15 protein-coding genes and 2 pseudogenes are annotated in these 19,360 nt (G+C 43.9%); 6 read left to right on the top strand and 11 right to left on the bottom strand.

The window, feature by feature from the left end; genetic code table 11:
• Positions 1-33 precede the first annotated feature (33 nt).
• The 3 genes from SU60_RS03765 to SU60_RS03755 all read left to right on the top strand — a co-directional run bounded on the left by SU60_RS03765 (position 34) and on the right by SU60_RS03755 (position 2,574).
• Entirely contained in the window at positions 34-636 is a 603-nt protein-coding gene (locus tag SU60_RS03765; protein WP_041154383.1) for a 2OG-Fe(II) oxygenase, read from the top strand.
• 207 nt (positions 637-843) lie between these two features.
• Positions 844-2,049 carry an aromatic amino acid transport family protein gene (locus SU60_RS03760; protein ID WP_041154382.1) on the top strand — a complete coding sequence of 402 codons (1,206 nt, stop codon included), beginning with the start codon at positions 844-846 and terminating at the stop codon, positions 2,047-2,049.
• Between the two features lie 312 nt (positions 2,050-2,361).
• Positions 2,362-2,574, top strand: a complete 213-nt coding sequence (locus SU60_RS03755; RefSeq protein WP_041154381.1) for a hypothetical protein — start codon at positions 2,362-2,364, stop codon at positions 2,572-2,574.
• A 117-nt stretch (positions 2,575-2,691) separates the two neighbouring features.
• Here SU60_RS03755 and SU60_RS03750 read toward each other — a convergent pair whose 3' ends face one another.
• The 4 genes and pseudogenes from SU60_RS03750 to SU60_RS03735 form a co-directional block, all read right to left on the bottom strand.
• Complete coding sequence (locus tag SU60_RS03750; RefSeq protein ID WP_041154380.1) at positions 2,692-3,240, bottom strand: MSHA operon transcriptional regulator; 549 nt, start codon at positions 3,238-3,240, stop codon at positions 2,692-2,694.
• Positions 3,241-3,427: 187 nt separating this feature from the next.
• Entirely contained in the window at positions 3,428-5,203 is a 1,776-nt protein-coding gene (locus SU60_RS03745; protein ID WP_041154379.1) for an ABC transporter transmembrane domain-containing protein, read from the bottom strand.
• 3 nt (positions 5,204-5,206) lie between these two features.
• Positions 5,207-6,946, bottom strand: coding sequence for an ABC transporter transmembrane domain-containing protein (locus tag SU60_RS03740; protein WP_041154378.1), 1,740 nt, complete (start codon positions 6,944-6,946; stop codon positions 5,207-5,209).
• 283 nt (positions 6,947-7,229) lie between these two features.
• Positions 7,230-7,915 (bottom strand): annotated as a pseudogene (locus tag SU60_RS03735) (DNA-3-methyladenine glycosylase I).
• An 85-nt stretch (positions 7,916-8,000) separates the two neighbouring features.
• Here SU60_RS03735 and SU60_RS03730 point away from each other — a divergent pair.
• Positions 8,001-8,195, top strand: coding sequence for a hypothetical protein (locus SU60_RS03730; protein ID WP_005394200.1), 195 nt, complete (start codon positions 8,001-8,003; stop codon positions 8,193-8,195).
• 109 nt (positions 8,196-8,304) lie between these two features.
• Here SU60_RS03730 and SU60_RS03725 read toward each other — a convergent pair.
• From SU60_RS03725 to SU60_RS03715, 3 genes and pseudogenes are all read right to left on the bottom strand, one after another.
• Positions 8,305-11,117 (bottom strand): annotated as a pseudogene (locus SU60_RS03725) (Hsp70 family protein).
• A 58-nt stretch (positions 11,118-11,175) separates the two neighbouring features.
• Complete coding sequence (locus SU60_RS03720) at positions 11,176-13,128, bottom strand: Hsp70 family protein (RefSeq protein WP_041154377.1); 1,953 nt, start codon at positions 13,126-13,128, stop codon at positions 11,176-11,178.
• Positions 13,128-13,760, bottom strand: a complete 633-nt coding sequence (locus SU60_RS03715; protein WP_041154376.1) for a DUF2760 domain-containing protein — start codon at positions 13,758-13,760, stop codon at positions 13,128-13,130. The genes SU60_RS03720 and SU60_RS03715 overlap by 1 nt, the downstream gene beginning before the upstream one ends.
• Positions 13,761-14,110: 350 nt before the next feature.
• Between SU60_RS03715 and SU60_RS03710 the strand changes: the two genes are divergently transcribed.
• Positions 14,111-14,641, top strand: coding sequence for a 3'-5' exonuclease (locus SU60_RS03710; RefSeq protein WP_041154375.1), 531 nt, complete (start codon positions 14,111-14,113; stop codon positions 14,639-14,641).
• 326 nt (positions 14,642-14,967) lie between these two features.
• Here SU60_RS03710 and SU60_RS03705 read toward each other — a convergent pair whose 3' ends face one another.
• The 3 genes from SU60_RS03705 to SU60_RS03695 form a co-directional block, all read right to left on the bottom strand.
• Positions 14,968-15,408, bottom strand: coding sequence for a tellurite resistance TerB family protein (locus SU60_RS03705; RefSeq protein WP_041154374.1), 441 nt, complete (start codon positions 15,406-15,408; stop codon positions 14,968-14,970).
• 199 nt (positions 15,409-15,607) lie between these two features.
• Positions 15,608-17,572: an alkaline phosphatase D family protein gene (locus SU60_RS03700; RefSeq protein ID WP_052481475.1), complete on the bottom strand. Its 1,965-nt coding sequence runs from the start codon at positions 17,570-17,572 to the stop codon at positions 15,608-15,610.
• Positions 17,573-17,597: 25 nt separating this feature from the next.
• On the bottom strand, positions 17,598-17,948 hold the full coding sequence (locus SU60_RS03695; RefSeq protein WP_041154373.1) for a VC1380 family protein: 351 nt from the start codon (positions 17,946-17,948) through the stop codon (positions 17,598-17,600).
• A gap of 333 nt (positions 17,949-18,281) precedes the next feature.
• Here SU60_RS03695 and SU60_RS03690 point away from each other — a divergent pair, with 333 nt between their 5' ends.
• Entirely contained in the window at positions 18,282-18,593 is a 312-nt protein-coding gene (locus SU60_RS03690) for a hypothetical protein (protein WP_245228343.1), read from the top strand.
• Positions 18,594-18,653: 60 nt separating this feature from the next.
• On the opposite strand, the gene SU60_RS03685 is transcribed toward SU60_RS03690, so the two are convergent.
• A complete protein-coding gene (locus SU60_RS03685) occupies positions 18,654-19,238 on the bottom strand; it encodes an FMN-dependent NADH-azoreductase (protein ID WP_041154371.1) in 585 nt (194 codons plus the stop codon).
• Positions 19,239-19,360: the final 122 nt, after the last annotated feature.

Below are 19,360 nucleotides of genomic sequence, written 5' to 3'. Positions count from 1 at the left end.
CAACGCTCCAACTCAAACGATTAAACAAACAAGATGAACGAACTGATCGACGCTCTAGCGACTCATGGATTTTATATTTGGGATGATTTCTTATCTGAAAATGACGTTGCTCGTTTAAGGGGATGTCTCCCTGAGGATTGGAGTAAAGCACGTATTGGTCGAAAAGAAGATGCCACTCGAATCGCTTCTATTCGAAGTGATAAAATTCAGTGGTTGACGCCACAAATGGGCGCTCCGGTTGAGGATTACTTAACCAAGATGGAAGAACTCCGTAATGAGGTTAACCGTCATCTGTTCTTGGGCTTGTTTGAATATGAAGCGCACTTTGCGAAATACGAAGCAGGGGATTTCTATAAAAAGCACCTTGACAGTTTTAAAGGCAATGAAAATCGTCGTTTAACCACAGTTTTTTATCTTAATGAAGCGTGGAACGAAGAAGATGCGGGTGAACTGGTCGTTTATGATCTAGCGGATAAACTGATTGCCAAGGTGCCGCCTAAAGGTGGTCGTCTTTTGGTGTTTCTCTCTGAACAATTTCCGCATGAAGTTCTTGCCACAAATGCTGAGCGATACAGTGTCGCGGGTTGGTTTCGTATTAATGGTGTCCGAGACAATGTATTAGACATTGCCAGCTAAAATTCCCGGCTAATGCTCCTACTCTAAAGAGATATATGTCAGTGTAAACTATACGTTACATTTATGGTTTTTTATCCTTACAGTTTGCTTGATCTTACTATTAAGATCCTACAAAATTCACCCGAATAAACATATGGTATTAAATAGAGGTAATCGTGCCTAATTTGATGCTGACAATAATTAATTTGGTTGTAAAGATAAATATACATGAGTCGATCTAAAGTGTTTGGTAGTACCCTCATTATTGCAGGAACTACAATTGGAGCCGGTATGTTGGCTCTTCCTCTGGCCTCTGCGGGCATTGGTTTTTCTACCTCCCTCGCCATTATGTTTAGCTTATGGGCATTAATGGCGTTTACCGCTCTTCTTATGCTTGAGCTACACCAGTATGCAGATAGCAGTGCGACATTACATACCTTGGCTAAGCAAATTTTGGGGAAAAAAGGAAAGTGGGTAGCCAGTTTCGCGATGCTATTTCTTTTTTATTCTCTGTGTGCCGCATACATTGCTGGTGGCGGGGCGCAATTTGGTGACCGTTTGTTAGAATGGTTTGCATTTGATATCTCCGGGCCTACAGCGACGATAATTTTTACTCTGCTCGTGACGTTGGTCGTGACGATTGGGACGGGTACGGTAGATAAAGTGAATCGCGTGCTCTTTGCGATGAAACTTGCCGCGATGGTCGCCGTCTTGTTTTTCTTAGCACCCAACGTAACAGAGTCCTACCTATTAAGCATGCCTATTGAACAAGGCTTAATCGTTGCCTCTATCCCTGTTATTTTTACATCCTTCGGCTTTCATGGAAGCATTCCTGCAATCGTTAATTATTTAGATGGTGATACATCATCTTTACGAAAAGCCGTTATTGTCGGCTCTACGATTCCACTCGTCATTTATATCTTTTGGCAGATTGTTACTTTAGGCGTAGTTAGCCAAAACACGTTGATCGAAAACGGTGGTTTAAGTGCGCTGATTGGTCAGCTATCGCAAACGGTGCATCAATCGAACCTTGGAAGTATTGTTGGTGTGTTTGCTGATTTGGCACTATTGACGTCTTTCCTCGGTGTGAGTCTAGGTTTATTCGAGTTTTTGGGCGATACGATTAAAGGTAAAAATGAAAAACCAAATCGCGTATTGGCGGCTTTGATTACCTTCACACCGCCGTTGGGGTTTGCCCTGTTTTACCCTCAAGGGTTCATTATGGCATTAGGTTATGCAGCGATAGCGTTGGCAATCCTGGCGATTTTTCTGCCCTTAGTCATGGTGGTCAAAGTCCGACGTTCAAATGAGTTTGAGGCTGAGTATCGTGTTGCTGGTGGACATGGGGCGCTGATTCTTACCGGTATCGCTGGTATAGGCATTGTTATGGCACAGGTGCTAATAACTCTAGGAGTGTTACCTGCTTTAGGTTGATGAGGTTAATGGTCAACGCCAGTTAACATTGAAAGCCAACGAGTTCTGCTCGTTGGCTTTTTTTTACTCAGAATTTTGCTTATTGTTTTGTAAGAAATTAGCGGAATTCTTATTTTGTTCATATACTTATGTTGTAAGTTAAGAAAAATAAAGCAGAGAATGGTGGCTCTATTAACGTCGGTATTTCTAACCTGTTTAAGATAGCGTTTTTTCATTAGTACAAAGATTGAGCGAATAAGTTGACGTGGAGGAATCTTCAAATAATACTGTTGTTATATACAGTGCTATATCAATGAAGTTTGGAGGTGATGTATGTTGTGGGAAACCCTTGAGAGAGTAAACCGCTTACGCCAACAAGCGCTTGCGAATTCAGAGTTTGTTCAATCTGCAAAAGAGCACGAACAAGCATTGGAAGAGCAAGAATATCATTATCAACCTAAGAAGACGCGTACAGCTAAAGATAAGAAGAAATCACTAGCGGATATCTATAAAGACAGTGAGTTTGGTGTGGACGCTCGACATTAATATTGGATTGTTAGGCTCCTAACTCACTCATGGAGCCTATATCAACTCGGACCGCTTACGCTTTGGGAAAAGTTGGTATCTAAAAGCTTATGTATATAGAGGCTTCTGCGATGAAAGTTAGAAGTCGGCTTTGCGAACGTAGTGGGGGTTTTTGTATTTCTTTTGTGGACCAAATGCGGATACCACAAGTTTATTCCACAGTGTTTTATCAAATTCGCCTTTTTCAATCGAAGGGTAAAGCGTTTCCTCTTCTTCTCTGGCTAAGTTCAAAAACTGCTTTTTCTTTATTTGGTTGTATTTTTTCGCGATCTGATTATGTTTACGTACCCATTCCTGCTTGTAGCTATGAAGTACTTTTTCGCCTTGTTCTTCATTCATACGAGAAAGAAAAAGTCGTTTATAGGATACTTTTCTGTCTAGCATTGTACGCATGACAGTTTGGATGTATTTGCCATGATGGGTAATGGTAATATCTTTTTCATCAATGGGTTTAATACACCAGCCCTTAGGAAGGAAGTCTGGTTTCTTAAATTGTTTGTTACGCTCCATCAACGCCTGATGCAAAACTAAATCAGAGGTGCCGCGAAACGTTTTTTGCCACTTGCCGATGCGTATTTGAATTGAGCCAGGCAAACGGTAGATGTTAGTAAACTTATCTTTATCCATGGACTTTGTTCATGAGATTAATATGCAGTATCAGGTAATCAGCTCATGAGAATATAGTAGGCGTTGAGCTGAAGTTCGATGTGATTCTACAACGACCTTGGGCTAGATAGCGAGGGATTATATCAATAAATGTTGAGAAAACACCCGCAATGTGACTTGCAGGTGTTCGTCTGTGCGAATGGGTAGATTAAACGGCTTCTTCTAACGGCTTTGTCTCTGACTCTAGTTGCCTTAGTTGTCTATTTGCTTGCTGCAATTGGTACATTTGGGCATATCGCCCATTTTGTTGCAGTAGCGTTTTATGCGTGCCTTTCTCAACTAAATCACCATGATGGAGCACCACGATTTGGTCTGCATCTAATATTGTTGAGAGACGATGAGCGATAACGACTAAGGTCATGTTTTGGCGAAGTACTTTAAGACTACTCTGAATTAAAGCTTCTGTCCCAGAGTCAATATTCGCGGTCGCTTCATCCAGAATTAAGATCTTCGGTTTCGCAACCAAAACGCGAGCGAGAGCCAGTAGTTGCTTCTGGCCAGATGAAAGGTTGGTTTCACCCTGACCTAACTGAGTGTCTAAGCCATTTGGATAACGGCGTATTTGCTCAGACAACCCCACCTTATCTAACGCATCCCAAACTTGTGAATCGTTGACATCTCGGTTTAACGAGACGTTTTCTCGTACTGATGTTGGAAGGATGTGAGGATCCTGCTGGACCATGGCGACATCTTTACGCAGAACCTCTTTACTCAGCATATTTATCGGGCGGTCATCAATCTTTAACACACCCGTTTTCGTTGGATAGAAACCCATTAACAGCGACGCTAAGGTGCTTTTCCCGCTACCTGTGTGTCCGACTAAAGCAATAAAGTCCTGATGGTTTGCCGACAAGGATAGGTTGTTGAGGACGTTCTGTTTACCGTCATAACTAAAGGTGAGGTTATTGATTTCTATACGTCCTGTTTGCAACGGCTGAGCGTCTTGACCATAGGTTTGTTCGTTTGCGTCGATAAGTTCGAATACTCGCTCACTAGAAACTAAAGCTTGCTGGAGTAGGGCGAGTTGTTGCGTCATTTCGATCAAAGGTTCGGTTACACGGGCTAGGTAGCTGATAAAGGCGTATAGCACACCCACACCAATCAACTCGACCCCGTTGAAGCCAAAAATTGCGACCAAACAAAGCAGCGCAATTCCTGCAAGTAGATCCATTAGCGGTCGCAGTAAATAGCCGTTCAAACGAATCACTTGCTTGGAAGCGACTAAATGCTCTGCTGTCAGATCGTTAAACTGCTTATTAAAACGCTCTTCCTGCCGCATTAACTGAATCACACTCATACCTTGAATAGATTCGCTTAAGTTGGCGTTAATGTCGGTGAGTAAATCCCGCATTTTTCGATAACTTTGGGTACTTAATATTTTGAATAGGCACATAAAGCCGATAACGACTGGAAGCAACGCAAGAACAACAAGCGTGAGTTTCCAGCTCATCAGGGACATCACACCCAGCATAACTAAAATCATCACGGTGTTTTTTACCACAGTGGCAATGAGTAACTCATAAAACTGTTGAAGGGACTCGGTATCGTTGGTGATTCGAGAAACAAGCTTGCCCGCAGGGGTATAATCAAAAGCCGACAGCGGCTGTTTGATGACACCGGAGAAAACCTGCTTACGAATCATTTTTATCGTATTTGCCGCTACAATACTAAACTGTAATGATTGAAGATATTGAAATACGGCGGCAATGATTTGAAGGAGCAGATAGCCAGCAACCAGAGGAATCAATACATTTTGCCCGTATTCGCCTTTCGCGATGTGTTCATCGATAAAATATTGAATCAGCCATGGACCACTGGCACTTGCTAACGCAGCGATAAACAGTAAGCAAAACCCTTTAAACATGGGTTTGGGTTGTGACAATGGATAAGAAAGTAACCGCTTAAATGTGCTGCTTTGTTTCATCTATTACTCCTCCATTGCCTGTTCAAGTTTCTGGTATTGGAACATTTCTGCATACCAACCTTGGTGGGCAAGTAATGAATAATGAGGGCCACGTTCGATGACATTTCCTTGATTCAACACAATGATTTCATCTGCCGCTTCTAATGCCGTTAATCGGTGTGCAATAACGATTAACGCTTGATCGCGATAATGAGTTTCAAGGTTTTGCAAAATTTGGTGTTCCGTTCTCCCATCTACTGCTGACAGAGCATCGTCCAGAACCAGAATTTGAGCATTAAGTAACATTGCTCGTGCTATTGCAATTCTCTGCTTTTGACCACCGGAGAGTGTGATACCTTTTTCACCAACTTCAGTTTGATAACCTTCTGGAAATTTCTCGATATCTTCATGAACGCATGCCAGTTTTGCTGCCTCATAAACTTGCTCTTTGTTGGCGCTCGGATTGCCTAGTGCGATATTGTCGAAAATAGACGTAGAAAAGAGAAATGGTGTCTGATTGACCACCGCAAAGCGTTGTCGCCACTCAGTCAGCTTAGCTTCTTTGATATCAACATCGCCAAGTTTTATATTACCTTTCTCTAATTCATGTTGCCTTAAAAGCAGTGTGAGTAAGGTGGATTTACCACTCCCAACAGGTCCGGCTATTCCCAACATCTGTCCCGGTTCTAAGCAGATATCGACATCGACAAGGGCGGGTGGTAAATCCTTTGACCAATGAAATTCATCAATGTTGATGTTGAGGGGAAGTGGTTTACTTTCTAATGGTATATCACCACTGACAATTTCTGGCTTCTCATCAAAAATCTCTTGTAGGCGGTTCCATGCTGCTGAACCTCGCTCGAGAATGTTGAACAAGAAGGCGAACGCGAGCATGGGCCAAATCATTAACCCGAGGTACATATTAAATGCCGTTAAATCGCCTAGCGTTATTTCTCCTTTATCAACAAGATAGGCTCCCGAAGCGATACTGAGTAAAAAGGAAAGACCAATCGTTAATTGAATGGCGGGATCGAAGCGTGCATCTACTCTGGCTACCGCGATATTTTTATCGCCAGTATCTTCAACAACTTCTTCAAAACGTTTTTGTTCTTGCTCTTCTAAGCCAAAGGCTCTCAACATGCGAACGCCGTTGAGTGATTCTTGTGTCATGTCAGACATGGTAGAAAAGGCTTCCTGAGCCGTGCGAAAACGCAAGTGGAGAATACGCACGATATAGAAAATAACAATGGCAAGAAAAGGCATTGGGAGTAATGCCATTAAAGTTAGTTTCCAGCTGATTTGGGTAACCATGATAATGAACACTGCGATCCCAGTAATTAAGGAATCAGCGGCAGTCAGTACACCTTCACCAGCTGTCGTAACAATGTTGCGTACATCGTTAGTTCCGCGTGCCATCAAATCGCCAGTTTTATAACGTTCGAAGAATCGAGGAGGTTGAGAGGAGAGGTGCCGATAGAGCTTATTGCGTAGAATGGTCCCCAGTTCCCAACTGGCACCAAACAGCCAAATACGCCAAAGAATTCGACATCCATAAATAATGAAAGCCAGAAGGGCTAACCCAAACAACCAAAGGACTAATGTGTTTGTATCTAAAGTGTTATCAACAACACCATCAACAATAATGCCGACTGCTTTTGGGGGAACAAGCTGGAGAAGAGAAATCAGTGCTAGAAGAACAATCGAGCCAACGTAATGTTTCCATTTTTGTTGGAAATACCAACGTAATTCCCAGAAGATTTTCATCACGCCCCCGACTTAACATACTGAATTTTTTATGGAACTATTATTAATCTAAATGGATAGTTTACAAGTGCAAATAATGCACAATTTGAAAAACGGTAGATTGTACCAATTTCGAATACCTGCTCTATTGAAATTCTGGCATTCTGTCTGTCGGTATTTGATCAAACAACACAATGTGAATTTTTTGTTAACGGTTGCGAATGGTAGTGAAAGCGGGGATTCGTAAAACTTGTTAAGGGTAGAGGGAGAGATGTCGCTCCCTCCGATATTATTAAAGAGGCACTTATATTCGGTTGTCACCGGTACTAAAAGCAATGATCTGACTGATTTCAGAGAGACTTCTGTCACTTTCTCGCTGCCATTGAAGAAACGCTTTGTTTGCAGCATCCAGAGATTTCTTCGTATCTTTACCGCCTTCGATGATTTTATAGTTACGTAAATAAGCCTCTACGTCGTTAGAAAGGATGAACGTGTCAACGCCCATTTGACGCAGTGTGTAAGGGCCTGTATTGCTCCTAGGCGATTACCGTGCTTTTTAAGGTAGCTCCACAGACCCGTGATATTATCTTGAGGCCAGTTTGCGACCATATTGCTAAATGACCCATGTTCAAGCTGAGCTTCGTGAATCATGCGGGCGTTAGCTGGGATAGACATGACTTTCTTAAGGTGGCGGATGATGCGCTTGTCCGTTGCTTTGGTTTCCCATTGTTCGTCTGAAAGCATCAGTAAGGGTTCAATTTTGAATCCAAAAAAGACTTCTTCAAAATTTGGCCATTTGTTACGAACGACGCTCCAAGAAATGCCACTTTGAAATACTTTCATCGAGAAGGCGGCCAGCCAGCGATCGTCTGTAATCTTTGCCAATTCAGATTTACTTAGTGGGTGAGAGATCAACTGTTCCAGCTGGTTTTCTCCTCCTTTACGTTCTGCAGCACGCTGATAAATAGCATCAAATTTTTCAATGGTCATAAATAATTCTACGTTGTTTACTGTTTATGTTTAGCAAACATACTACGCTTAAGTGGCTGAATCGTAAATTAATGGGGTGCCACTCATGAAAAAGGTCACATTAACGTTTGTTGGCGAAGGTTCCGAACGCATCGCAGATAAATTTTATACTTGGTTAGCCGATGGTGGTTTAGAAGATAGCTTGATCGAAACGCTATCCGATCGTGAAGTGTCTGTGGTGGGCATTAGTGATATGGATAACGAAACGCGAGATGTGGTCATTACGACAGAGATGAATTGATGTCTTTTTAGATAAAACACAGCCCTTCGATGTGAAGGGCTGTGTAAGTCAGAGCGTCTCTAATCTTGCAAAGAATGGGATTACGTAATTGACGACTAGGATTACGTAGTTAATGATGGACCAGCGTTAAACCACTTGGTAGCGCATCACCAAATACGCGTTTTGATTCGCTTTCCGAGAGTTCTTTTACTTCTTCAACCAAAGACACCCAAGACTCTGGCACTTTGCTCTGTTTAAGCTTGGCTAGAACTTGTTGTCTAAAATCATCAGAAATATCAAACAATCGGTCTCCCGTTTTACGGCAGATCATGACAGCGGCAAACGCGATCATTGGTTCTTTTTGCCAGTTTTGATCGAGCAATTTGGGAAGCCACTGCTCAGCTTGTTCACGTGGAATTACGTTGTGTTGACTGCCATAAAGTGGCGTGCGAGACGCAAGACGACCCATAGCCCACCAGTGCGCCTGTTGGAATTGATTATGGTTGATGGCTTTACTCAAGAACCAGGTTGCCAGTAGCACTTTATCTTCCACTTCAAGGTTTTCTAAAGAGGCAGAGAGACGAACCATGGCTTCATAACCCATGTCTTGCGCCGCTTTTGCTGACTGCGGGTTCTTCATCGCACCTGGATGTAAATATTTAGCGATATCGGCAAGTATTGTTTCTTGTTGTTCTTGGTTTAAACCGCCCGCAATGCGGCGCCAGAATACCCACCAATCCGTCCAGCCTTGATGATTCTTAAATTGAATGCCTTGTTGATACAGGCTCCACACTTGTTCGATTCGCCATGAATCCGTTGCATCTCCAAAACCTGGTCGCAGTGCAAACCCAGACAGTCGTAGCCAATTCTTTTCGTGTGGTTCAGAGCGACGACGACGCTTTCGTCCTTGCGAAAATGCATCAAACAATTGACGGAGCGTAGTAAAATCCCATTCATCGCGTTTACCGAGTTTCTTTTCAAGATCCTTCGCTAAGGTTTTAATCTCTTTGCTATCTGCACTCTTTTTGTTGCCGCTATACAGACGAGCAATCAACGCTTTACATTCGTTCAACCTTGGGTGAAGTTGCACTTCCTCGGTTTCATCTACTTGTTTATTGCGAACTTCGAACTCTAACGCCCAGCGCTTACTGTCATCGTCTGCGCGGACACACTCCATTTTCAACGTGCCGACTTCGGTCAACTGACAGGCAAGCTGTACTTCTACTCGCTCTTTTTGGTTAGCATGCAGCGCCGCACCTTCACCCTCGAGAGTGGTAATGTATGGTGGGAGGGGGGTGAATAAGTCAGGGTCTACCTCGCGATTACGCCATTTTGAATCGTGGTGTTATTCGTTAAGGTATCGTGCGTTGAGGTCAGTAAGTTGAAACGAACAGGCTCGCCTAACGTTAGGGAAAAGCGACGACCACTTAAGCGAATTTCATGGCCTTCTTCGGTTCCTTTTGCGAGTAAGCACAGTGCTTTGCCCATTTTGTTTTTTTCTTGCAGATGCAAGAAATAGGAGCGGGCAGCACCACCACCAATTTTAAGTTGCGCGCCGCGTCTTGCTTTACCAAACGCGACGGCGCCGAGAGCTACAGACCAATCTGGATGAGGATTATCGAGTACCGTAACTGGCGCACCACGCCAATTGGAGAGCAAAGTAGTTACGCGCTTTGTAACAAGGTCACTATTAAACACACCACCGTTCAACAGAATACCGACTGGAATGGCATTTTGTTGCTCATCATCTATGCCAAGGGCGGCACGTGAGACTTGCTGATGCTGAGTTAAAAATTCAGCGACGTGTTTACTTACTGCTGGATCAGCGACGTAAGGAAGACCAAATTCTACCACCGCACTGCGGCGTTTATCAGGGACTTCGCCAAACTCTGACAGCGGGAAAAAACCGTCCAGCGCAATTTGATGAACTTCTTGTTTGCTTAGAGAAATACTCTTGGTCCCTCCAAGCAGTTTAGAACCACTACCAAGCATGGTGATTTTTACGTCATCGGGTGCACTTGCAGAAAGCAAGCTTTCTTTCGCTTTACGAGTTTGCTGAATTAACTTGGTTAAACTTGCTGCTGTGAGCTTTTTACTCTGATTAAAACGGTTTTCAGCTAAGTGGGCTAATGCTAAGTCTAGGTTGTCACCGCCCAACATTAAATGCTCGCCAACACCAATACGATCCAAAGCAAGCTCTTCACTTGAACCGTCAAATTTTGCTTCAATCAAACTTAAGTCGGTCGTACCACCACCCACATCGCACACAAGAATTAAGGGTAATCCTTTGAGTTCTTCTGAGGCAGTTTGTTGGTGGCGTGCATACCAGTCGTAACATACGGCTTGTGGCTCTTCGAGTAAGACAATTTTCGTCAAGCCAGCCAGTTCGGCCGCCTCTAAAGTGAGCTTACGCGCTGTCTCGTCAAACGATGCTGGTACCGTAACGACCACTTCTTGATCTTCCAGTTTATTGCTTGGGTGACGGTAGTTCCAGGCTTGACGAATGTGATTGAGGTAACTGGCACTCGCAATCACAGGCGAGACTTTATCAACGTCCTGTGCGCCGGCCCAAGGGAGTATATCGGAACTGCGGTCCACCGCTTGATGTGATAGCCAGCTTTTGGCACTGGATACCTGACGACCTTCGACTTTCGCACCTAATTCTCGCGCCCATTCACCGACAATAACGTTGTTAATATCGCCAGGTACGGGTTGGTTGTCCCATGGAAGCGTTAAATCAGACGGTGATATTTGTCCTTCAGCTGGATGGTAGCGGAAAGAGGGTAGCAGTGCCTTACGAACCACTTCGCCCGGACCAATAAGTTGGTCAATATCAAATAGGGAAACTTCAGACTGTTCAAGGTTGTCGGTGATTTCACAATATGCCACCACAGTGTTTGTGGTGCCTAAGTCAATACCAACAAGGAAACAAGGAGATGCCATACAAACCTTCGTGTATTTGAAAACGGCACCCAATTGGATGCCGTTTTGTCATTGCTACTTAGTATTCTTCGTTTGCGTCGCTTTTTGCGTCGTCACGTACATCAAATTCTACATGCCACTTTTGGCCGTTATCAGCGGCAATAGCCTCGAGATAAAGCGTACCTAGCTCTGTCACGCGAGAAGCAAGGGTTACAGGAACCACTTCGCCTTCGCTTCGACCTTCAGATACAGGCAGGGTAACTTGAATTTCCGGCAGCTCTTCAAGTTCCTCTGGTGCCCAGTAATCTAAATGTGTACCAGCAAGGTCATCACGGCGAACGGTTGAACCAAAGAACTGGAAGTTAACGGGCTGGCCGATGATCAAACCGAACTGTTGGCTAGGGACATCAACGCTTGATCCTTCTTCCATACCAAATGGTGCAACACAAAGCGCTTCCATCGGAGGCGCCATTCCAGGAATTGCAGGCATCGCACTTTCGATTCCTACGTAGTATGCCGAAGCAATACCACCACGAATACGTACGCCCTGACCATGGCGGACCGCACCGTAGTAGGCTGCGCCGCTAGCAACTGCAAGATCCAAATCGACACCTGTAAGACGTTTTGCCATTTCAGCGTCGGCTTCAATCAACCACTCATTGATGGTGTCTTCTAAGCGCGTCGAGAGCAGTGTTGATTTCAGAACACCACCGTTGAATAGGATCGCAGTCGGTTTTATAAAGTCAGCCGATTGCGCTGCATCCGCACCTGGCATACCAGGCATGTTCGCGAACGGGTTAAAGTCTTGAGCTGCTGATTCTGCGCTGTCATTTCCTGAAGCAGAAAGCGCGTTTGCTTGTTTAGACAAGAACGCGGCAATGTGACGAGTGATGCCTGCATCTTGCGCGTAAGGTAGACCCATTTGCGTCAGTGCACCACGGTTACGTTGAACCGGGTGATCGCTAATCGTCACTTGTGGGAAGAAACCATCAACCAGTGTTTGCTGTACTTCTTGTTGAGTCAGTTCTGTTTTCAGCGTTGCGCCAAGCAGTTTAGAGCCACGGCTTGGTACCACGATTGGCACTGACTGAAGTTCGCTGTCGTTTAATAGTGCTTCTTTTGCGTCACGGCATGCGTGCGTCATCGCCTGAACTTGCCAAGGTTGCAGTTCTTTGCCTTCTTGCGCCAGTTTCATCTTCAAGCGGTAGGCAAGGGCGAGATCCATGTTGTCACCGCCAAGTAGGATGTGTTCACCTACTGCGATACGGTTGAGTGTTAGGTTGCCTTCATCTTCTGTTACTTCGACCAAAGAAAGGTCCGTAGTACCACCACCAATATCGACAACCAAAACGATGTCGCCAACTTCAACCTCGTCGCGCCATTTGTCTTCACTGTTATCGATCCAATTGTAAAGTGCCGCTTGAGGTTCTTCCAAAAGAGTCAGATTGACAAAACCGACGTTGCGGGCCGCTTCAGCGGTTAGGTCGCGTGCTGCAGGATCGAACGATGCAGGAACCGTAATGGTCACATCTTGATCTGCAAGCTGATGGTTTGGGTGTGTGTGGTCCCATGTTTCTTTGAGGTGCTCAAGGTAAAGCTCTGTTGCACGAAGCGGGGAGACTTTTTCTACTTCCTCAGGGCTTCCAGCAGGTAGAAATGCTTCACGACGGTTTACACCACCGTGACACAACCAAGATTTAGCACTCGCAATCAGGCGGATTGGCGTTTTAGCGCCCAAGTTACGTGCAATAGCACCCACCAGAGCTTTGGGTTCACTAGACCAAGGCAGAACGCGAGATTGTGGGTTCATTTCATGTTCGTGTGGCTGGTAAAGAAACGAGCCGAGTTGGCTACGAGTTTCTACCGTACCTGGCGCAGTAAGTTGCGGGATAGGCATGACTTCAACACGAGCATCTTCATTCTGAGTATCAACAAACGAGATAACACAGTGCGTGGTGCCCAAATCGATACCGACACTAAATTTTGCCGATGGCTGCTCTTGAGAAGTGGTTTCTTGATTCATGTGTTCCATTACAACTCAACCTCTGCTGGTGCAATGATAGACGCATCGTAGTTTTCAGATAGCTTTGGCAGGTTCATTGCCGTTGCCTTCCAGCCTTTATGTACCAGAGTGCCATTGAAAGGAGCACTACCGGTCACATTGCCTGTTAGGCGAATTTCTTGTGGGTTGAAGCCTTCTTCAACAGTGATGCGAGTTTCTTCATCTTCGTTACGGATATGAGCAAGGGTTACATAGTCTTTTAATACTTTCTGACCGCCAGTGTGAATAACCCGAGCCGCTGCACCCACTTCGTCATCAGAGAAGGAGGTTAAGTCTTCTTGTAAAAAGTCGATTAAACGCGCTTCTTGCTGCATGATAGACAGCAGTTGCATAGCGGAATCTGTAGACGCGGTAGCAAGCTTAGATTCAACCTCAACGACTTTTTCTACCACTTTTTCAACTTCAACGACTTTCTCGACTTCAACAATTTTTTCAACAGGCTTTTCAACCTCTACAATTTTTTCGACAGGCTTTTCGACGACTTTCTCCACTACCTTAGATTTACGAGAAACGGCAACCAAAAGAAGTAAAACGCTCGATGCTGCCAGACCAGCGTGGAGCATATCAAACGTTTGAGGAATTAGGTTCAAATCAATGTTCATGACATTTATTCTCTTTAATTAATTTTATGGTGCTCAGTATTGGCTCATAGCTTTGAAATGATCGTCTTTGCGATCTTGCACCAAGTTTAGACACTAAAATGATGGTGGATGTTAGCATATTCAAGGCTTAACGCTGTAATAATTCATCATAATAGCGCTCGAAGCGGATGAAAAATCGACGATTGAAGCAACTATGAGAAGTTATTCCTGATTGTTTGTTGAACAATATTGTGCGATTCCGCAGATCCCCCGGTTAATCGGTGATTTAATCATCGGGTAAATTCGAGTTTTTTATATCGTTGCGGTAGTATTGCACGCTTTCAAATTTATATTAGGAACCACGACAAACGATGAACCATAACCGTATCGTATGCTTCGATTTAGAAATGTGTTGCTGGAGCGAAAATGGCGTTGGCCGTACAGGAGAGATCATCGAAGTAGGGTTAGCTGAAATAGATTTGTCTAAAGGCGAGATCGTTAAACGAGCGCAGTACTACGTTAAGCCGGAACATGATGAAGTGTCCTTGTTTTGTGCAGAACTCACAGGGATTACACCACGAAAAATCGAGAAGCAGGGACGGCCTCTGGAAGAAGTACTGAAATCGATGGTTAAGAACTTCGGTGGCCGTAATAAGATATACGCCTCATGGGGACGAGATGATTTGATTTTACTCAAAGAGTGTCAGCAAAAAGGGATCGACGCGCCGTTTAGCGAATTTATCAACTTAGCAACACTTTATCGAGTTCAAAACCGTCTTAAAGATAAGCGTATTGGTCATCGTGCTGCACAAGAAGCAAAAGGCATTGATTGGGAAGGACGACAGCACTCCGGGTATGTGGATGCCTATAACTTAGCGAAACTCGCACTTGCCATGCTTTAAATGTGATCCCGCTTCCGGTTATTAAAACCCATGACATGAGTTTTACCGAGTGTTTACACAGTAAGCAGTCTATATGCTTAACTTGTATCAAACATTAGACACTAATAACTGTCATTGGCTTGACGAAAATAATCAAAATGGCTTTAGATTAAAACGCGCTGAATAGCGCGTTTTTCTTTTTTGATTATTCTGATCTATTTGTTCTTGGTTTTTGCTTCTAATAAGGTCTTCTGAGGAACATCCATAAATCAAAACAAGAGCCTCTATGTGCCTCAACACTAATGTTATCTCTTAGTCCTTGTTAGTTGACTGACCTTGTTACGTTGTTATTGAGACTGCAGTTTTGCCCTAATAAAGTCGCTGTGATCCACGTACAATAACTCTGCCGTTTTGCGAATTACGGCTTCTTCGAGTGGATCTATTTCCCCATCAGCGTACGCCACTTCCCACATACTTTTGATCAGGTCGTAGCGGGTTTCTTGAGAGAGCTCTCTCAGTTGTGAAGTAAAATCGTACAACGAAGCCGACTCTTTCGTTTTTGCTTGCGCTTGATTGAGGATCGATTCCGCTTCTTGTTGATCTAATGTAAGCAATTTTACTAGCAATGAGCGTATCGTTTCGTGTTCTTTTTCATCTACTTGATGGTCCGCAGAAGAAACCTCACAGAGTAAACACGCGATCGCTAAATTTGGAGAAGCCGTGTTAATCTGACTCAAGTCTGAACCGTCGATAAGTTGTTTAAATAAGGTGGTGAGAGAGTTAAACATATTGAGCGCCTTGTCGTTGTCTATGTTTTTAAAATGGGCATGAGACTTGTGAATCTCAAGACCAACGCCTAATAACTTAATAATCCTGCGTTCGGTACGTTTTCCGCTAGAAGCTAATCGTTATACCGATCGAGGCAAACAATTGATCAAACCTCACGCAGGTGCAATAGTTGGAAACAAGGGGGAACATTTTTACCCGTTATTTACTATGATCAGGAGCGTCACTTGTTTCACTCTTTGTCGCAGGGAAGGACACTTCATCGCCATCACTGGTTAGTATACGAATATCACTCGGTTTTCCATTCTCATCCAGATGTAACTCACCAATCGCGCTGTGATTTACCAGTCGGTAAAAGTTATGTGTACTGGGCGCTCTCTTATAGATTTTTAGTCGCTTACGTTTTGTGAACCAGTTTAGCGGAGAGCGGGGGCTATACAGCATTCTATCAAGTGCATCACATAGGTTGAGGAGTCGGGTTGGGAACTGGTTTTTTATTCCACTGCAGGTGATTTGATAGATATTCGGACTATTTTTTCGAAAGCGCAGCTTAATATCATAAGCGAACGAATAGTGCACATCTCCCGACAATATGACGAAATTGGTTGGTGTCTTGGTGTGCGTAAAAATGCTGATGAGTGTATTCGCACTTCCTGGGTGCGCCATCCAGTTCTCTGCATCAACCATCAAGGGCTGTCTTGCAATGGTAAATATGCGTTGAAGGGTTTCGATAAACTTTACGCCAAACATCGGCGCTGCCGAAACGATGATCACTTTGTCTTGATGAACGAGCTCTTGATGGAACTCGATTAGCGCTTCCCAATCCATTAACCCTGAGGGTTTGTACATTCTCGACTCTGATCGCCAACGGCGCGTTCTGGTGTCGAGAACAACGACTTTTGGAGATGTTGGGATGGTGTAGTGCCAGTTTTCAAAGCGGTAAAGGTGTTGAATGAATGTATCTTGAGCTTTCTCTGTTCCAAGATTTAAAAATTCCTTCGCAAGTTGTAGGAAATCATCTCCAAACTTCTCTGGCGCGTTTCCCCACCCTTGGCATAGCCAGTAAGCAATCAGGCTGTTGCCAATAATTCTTTTCGAAAACGGGTGGTTGTAAGCCGCTTGTTCCCAGCCAATCGTTAAGTTCCAGTCATCGGTGACATCATGATCATCGAAAATCATATAAGTAGGAATATGTGCCAGCAGACGTTGAACTTTGTCTAAACCCTGAATGAATTTATCAATATGAACTTTTTCTTCACGCCATTGCTTTTGCCATTTAGGGGCTAGCTGTTGGCCACCCACGATGAAGTTTTGCCTCAGTAATCGATCTTGCTCTACATGCTTCCAAAGGATAGGAGACCAGACAAGCAAATACATCGCAAAACATTCGGCAAAGCTGATTAAGTGATTTTCACATTGCTTTGCGCTAAAAATAGGTATTTCTCTTTTTGGGAGAAAACGACTGAATAAGCGGTCTTCCTCGATGTAATGCGGTAACAATTTATCACGTCCGTAGAAACGGAATGGGTGTTGATAAAGTGACGTACTATCCTCGACAACTGCCTGTTCAAATTTTTCACTCGGCAAACCTAAGATATCGATTACTTGCTCAATTGCGTCCAGGGTGGGGCCTGCAACATGGTCCGTATAGACCTGATCACCGCTCATGATCAACATGCTAGGTCGGGACTCAGCCTGTTGCTTTGAAATTTTCGTATCCGCTGCAACCAGAGTATCGTCACTAAAATGGTGAGGATTTCTGCATGAGCCATGTAGTACGTAGTCTGCTTTGTCGTTAATAACAAACTCGACGCCGCGATAAGCACTGTCGTCATGGTCATAATTCAAATTGGGTAATAGCTCTGTAAGTGATCCATGCTGGGTATGAAGTTGGTAGCGAAGCGGCTGCTGTGTTGGAAAGATTCCAGTAAGCATCAGTAGCGAAACCCATGCTCTTTGACCAACTTGTAGAGATTGATGCTGGTCGAGTGAAGCGGAGTAATGTGTTTGTTTAGAATGCAGGTCGATTATTTCCACACTGCCTTGCAATGGTTCAGTCGTGACAAGCCAAATATTCACTTCTGATGCCGTTACCTTACGTAGGATAGGACCTGCGATGATCAAAGGAAGTTTAGGGGAACGACTAATATTGGGCTGTGCAGGCAAAGCGACTCCTTATCCTATGGTTGTTCTATGGCGTCTCTGACTCTTCCAAGATTTCGATAACTTGTGAGCTACTCAGTTCATGACCCATGAGAAATATTCCCAAGATCGCGTCCGATTTGGAAGCGCTATCGCTATTTTCATCCAGAATTTGTTGTAAGCGAGTACGAATTAACTCAATTTCGTGTTCAACAAAGCCACGGCCTTCTTCCTCTCCTTGTTCATCTTCTGGTGCATTATCAAAGTTTAAAAACAACAAATCGCCATCGAGTTGGGTTTCGACTAACCGTTCAGGCAGCCATTGTTCTCCCATCACTATTTCAGGATCGTGTTCAGGCGGTAATGTGTTGAGGATAGAAATGAGTTCGGATGCTTTCACTTGTGCGTCGTTATGTCTATGTTGATTTTGAGGTAACCGTTGGATTGCAACGTGTACTATTGTAACGGCTTATGAATAAAGAACATTAGATAAAATTACGTTTATCAAAAAATTGACGATGACGCCTATTTCTGAACAAGCCGTGAATACTTGTTGTGATAGTACCGAGCTTGAACGAGAAATCATTCGCTTTGTGCAAAGGTCGGATTTGTACCGAGCTAGGTTATCAACCATCATGACTGCATGAAGACAACAAAGTCATTATCTCAACTCAAATTCACTTATCGCGCAAGTGTTAAGCACGTGTGCAATGCATTGGAAAGTGAGCAGGGAATGAGCACGATGAGTATCGACTCCTCGTTCAATATCCAAATTGAAGGTATAAACTGTACGAATGATGAATTCGCCAAACGATTCTTTGTGGTCCACGGAGAAGGGCACTTAGAGGGCGATGATTGGTTGGTGATTTACGACAATTCACTGGAAGTGAGTGTAGGGGATGAAATCGCGATTCCAAGCGACGTTGCTTTTGATGCGATGATAGAAAAAATGATCAATGAAGCTGAAGCGTCATTGGAACGGTTTTACCGAAAAGCGGTGACCGACATAGAAAAGAAGCAAATAAAAAGTAACAATGAGAAATAAGAGAAAGGGATCAGTATCTCCAATCCCTTCGAATCATGAGTTAGCGCAACTGCAGATTACTTATGCCAAAGAGGCTAAATGGCTTTGAGCCGATGTCATACCTTGAGCAGCAGCGTCGTCGCCCATATTTAGTGCTTCTGCATACACGAATTCAACATCAGTGATACCGACAAACCCTAAAACAGTACGCAGGTAAGGCGTTACAATGTCAGTCGCTGAATCTTTGTGAATACCACCACGTGTTGTTACAACAATGGCCTTTTTCCCTTCGATAAGACCTTGTACACCATTCTCTGTATATTGGAATGTCACGCCAGCACGGGCGATTAAATCGATCCAGTTTTTAAGCTGAGTAGGGATTGTAAAGTTGTACATTGGTGCAGCAATCACGAGTGTGTCTGAAGCTTTAATCTCTTCAATCAATGTATTAGATAAATTCACGACGTCTTGCTGCTCTTGAGAAAGATCTTCTGTCGCACGTAATGCAGTCGCAACGGAGAAGTCCAGAACTGGAAGTGGATTTGCAGCGAGATCGCGAACAATTAATTTGTCTTCTGCTACGTTTTTTGTGAAATCTTCAACCAGTTTGTTTGATTGAGAGTAATCACCAAGAATGCTTGATTTAAGAGCTAATACACGAGACATATGATGTTCCTTAATTAAGTGCTTTCGGCTAATCACTGGATTATAAGTCATGGAACTTGACTCAAAACCTGATGCATTTGCTTAAGTTGTTCGAAAAAATTGAATAACCTTTGGGTTGTCCA

Origin of the sequence: Vibrio mytili (genome assembly GCF_000830505.1) — a bacterium.
In the GTDB taxonomy this organism is placed as follows: Bacteria; Pseudomonadota; Gammaproteobacteria; order Enterobacterales; family Vibrionaceae; genus Vibrio; species Vibrio mytili.
The sequence above is the reverse complement of the archived record's forward strand: the minus strand, read 5'-3'. Positions and strand labels throughout refer to the sequence as shown.

Bases quoted from the DNA above. Each gene is read 5' to 3' on its own strand.
- SU60_RS03710 (WP_041154375.1), top strand. From the start codon at position 14,111: ATGAACCATAACCGTATCGTATGCTTCGATTTAGAAATGTGTTGCTGG.
- SU60_RS03760 (WP_041154382.1), top strand. From the start codon at position 844: ATGAGTCGATCTAAAGTGTTTGGTAGTACCCTCATTATTGCAGGAACT.
- SU60_RS03715 (WP_041154376.1), bottom strand. From the start codon at position 13,760: ATGAACATTGATTTGAACCTAATTCCTCAAACGTTTGATATGCTCCAC.
- SU60_RS03765 (WP_041154383.1), top strand. From the start codon at position 34: ATGAACGAACTGATCGACGCTCTAGCGACTCATGGATTTTATATTTGG.
- SU60_RS03750 (WP_041154380.1), bottom strand. From the start codon at position 3,240: ATGGATAAAGATAAGTTTACTAACATCTACCGTTTGCCTGGCTCAATT.
- SU60_RS03685 (WP_041154371.1), bottom strand. From the start codon at position 19,238: ATGTCTCGTGTATTAGCTCTTAAATCAAGCATTCTTGGTGATTACTCT.
- SU60_RS03745 (WP_041154379.1), bottom strand. From the start codon at position 5,203: ATGAAACAAAGCAGCACATTTAAGCGGTTACTTTCTTATCCATTGTCA.
- SU60_RS03740 (WP_041154378.1), bottom strand. From the start codon at position 6,946: ATGAAAATCTTCTGGGAATTACGTTGGTATTTCCAACAAAAATGGAAA.
- SU60_RS03730 (WP_005394200.1), top strand. From the start codon at position 8,001: ATGAAAAAGGTCACATTAACGTTTGTTGGCGAAGGTTCCGAACGCATC.
- SU60_RS03690 (WP_245228343.1), top strand. From the start codon at position 18,282: ATGAGCACGATGAGTATCGACTCCTCGTTCAATATCCAAATTGAAGGT.
- SU60_RS03755 (WP_041154381.1), top strand. From the start codon at position 2,362: ATGTTGTGGGAAACCCTTGAGAGAGTAAACCGCTTACGCCAACAAGCG.
- SU60_RS03720 (WP_041154377.1), bottom strand. From the start codon at position 13,128: ATGGAACACATGAATCAAGAAACCACTTCTCAAGAGCAGCCATCGGCA.
- SU60_RS03705 (WP_041154374.1), bottom strand. From the start codon at position 15,408: ATGTTTAACTCTCTCACCACCTTATTTAAACAACTTATCGACGGTTCA.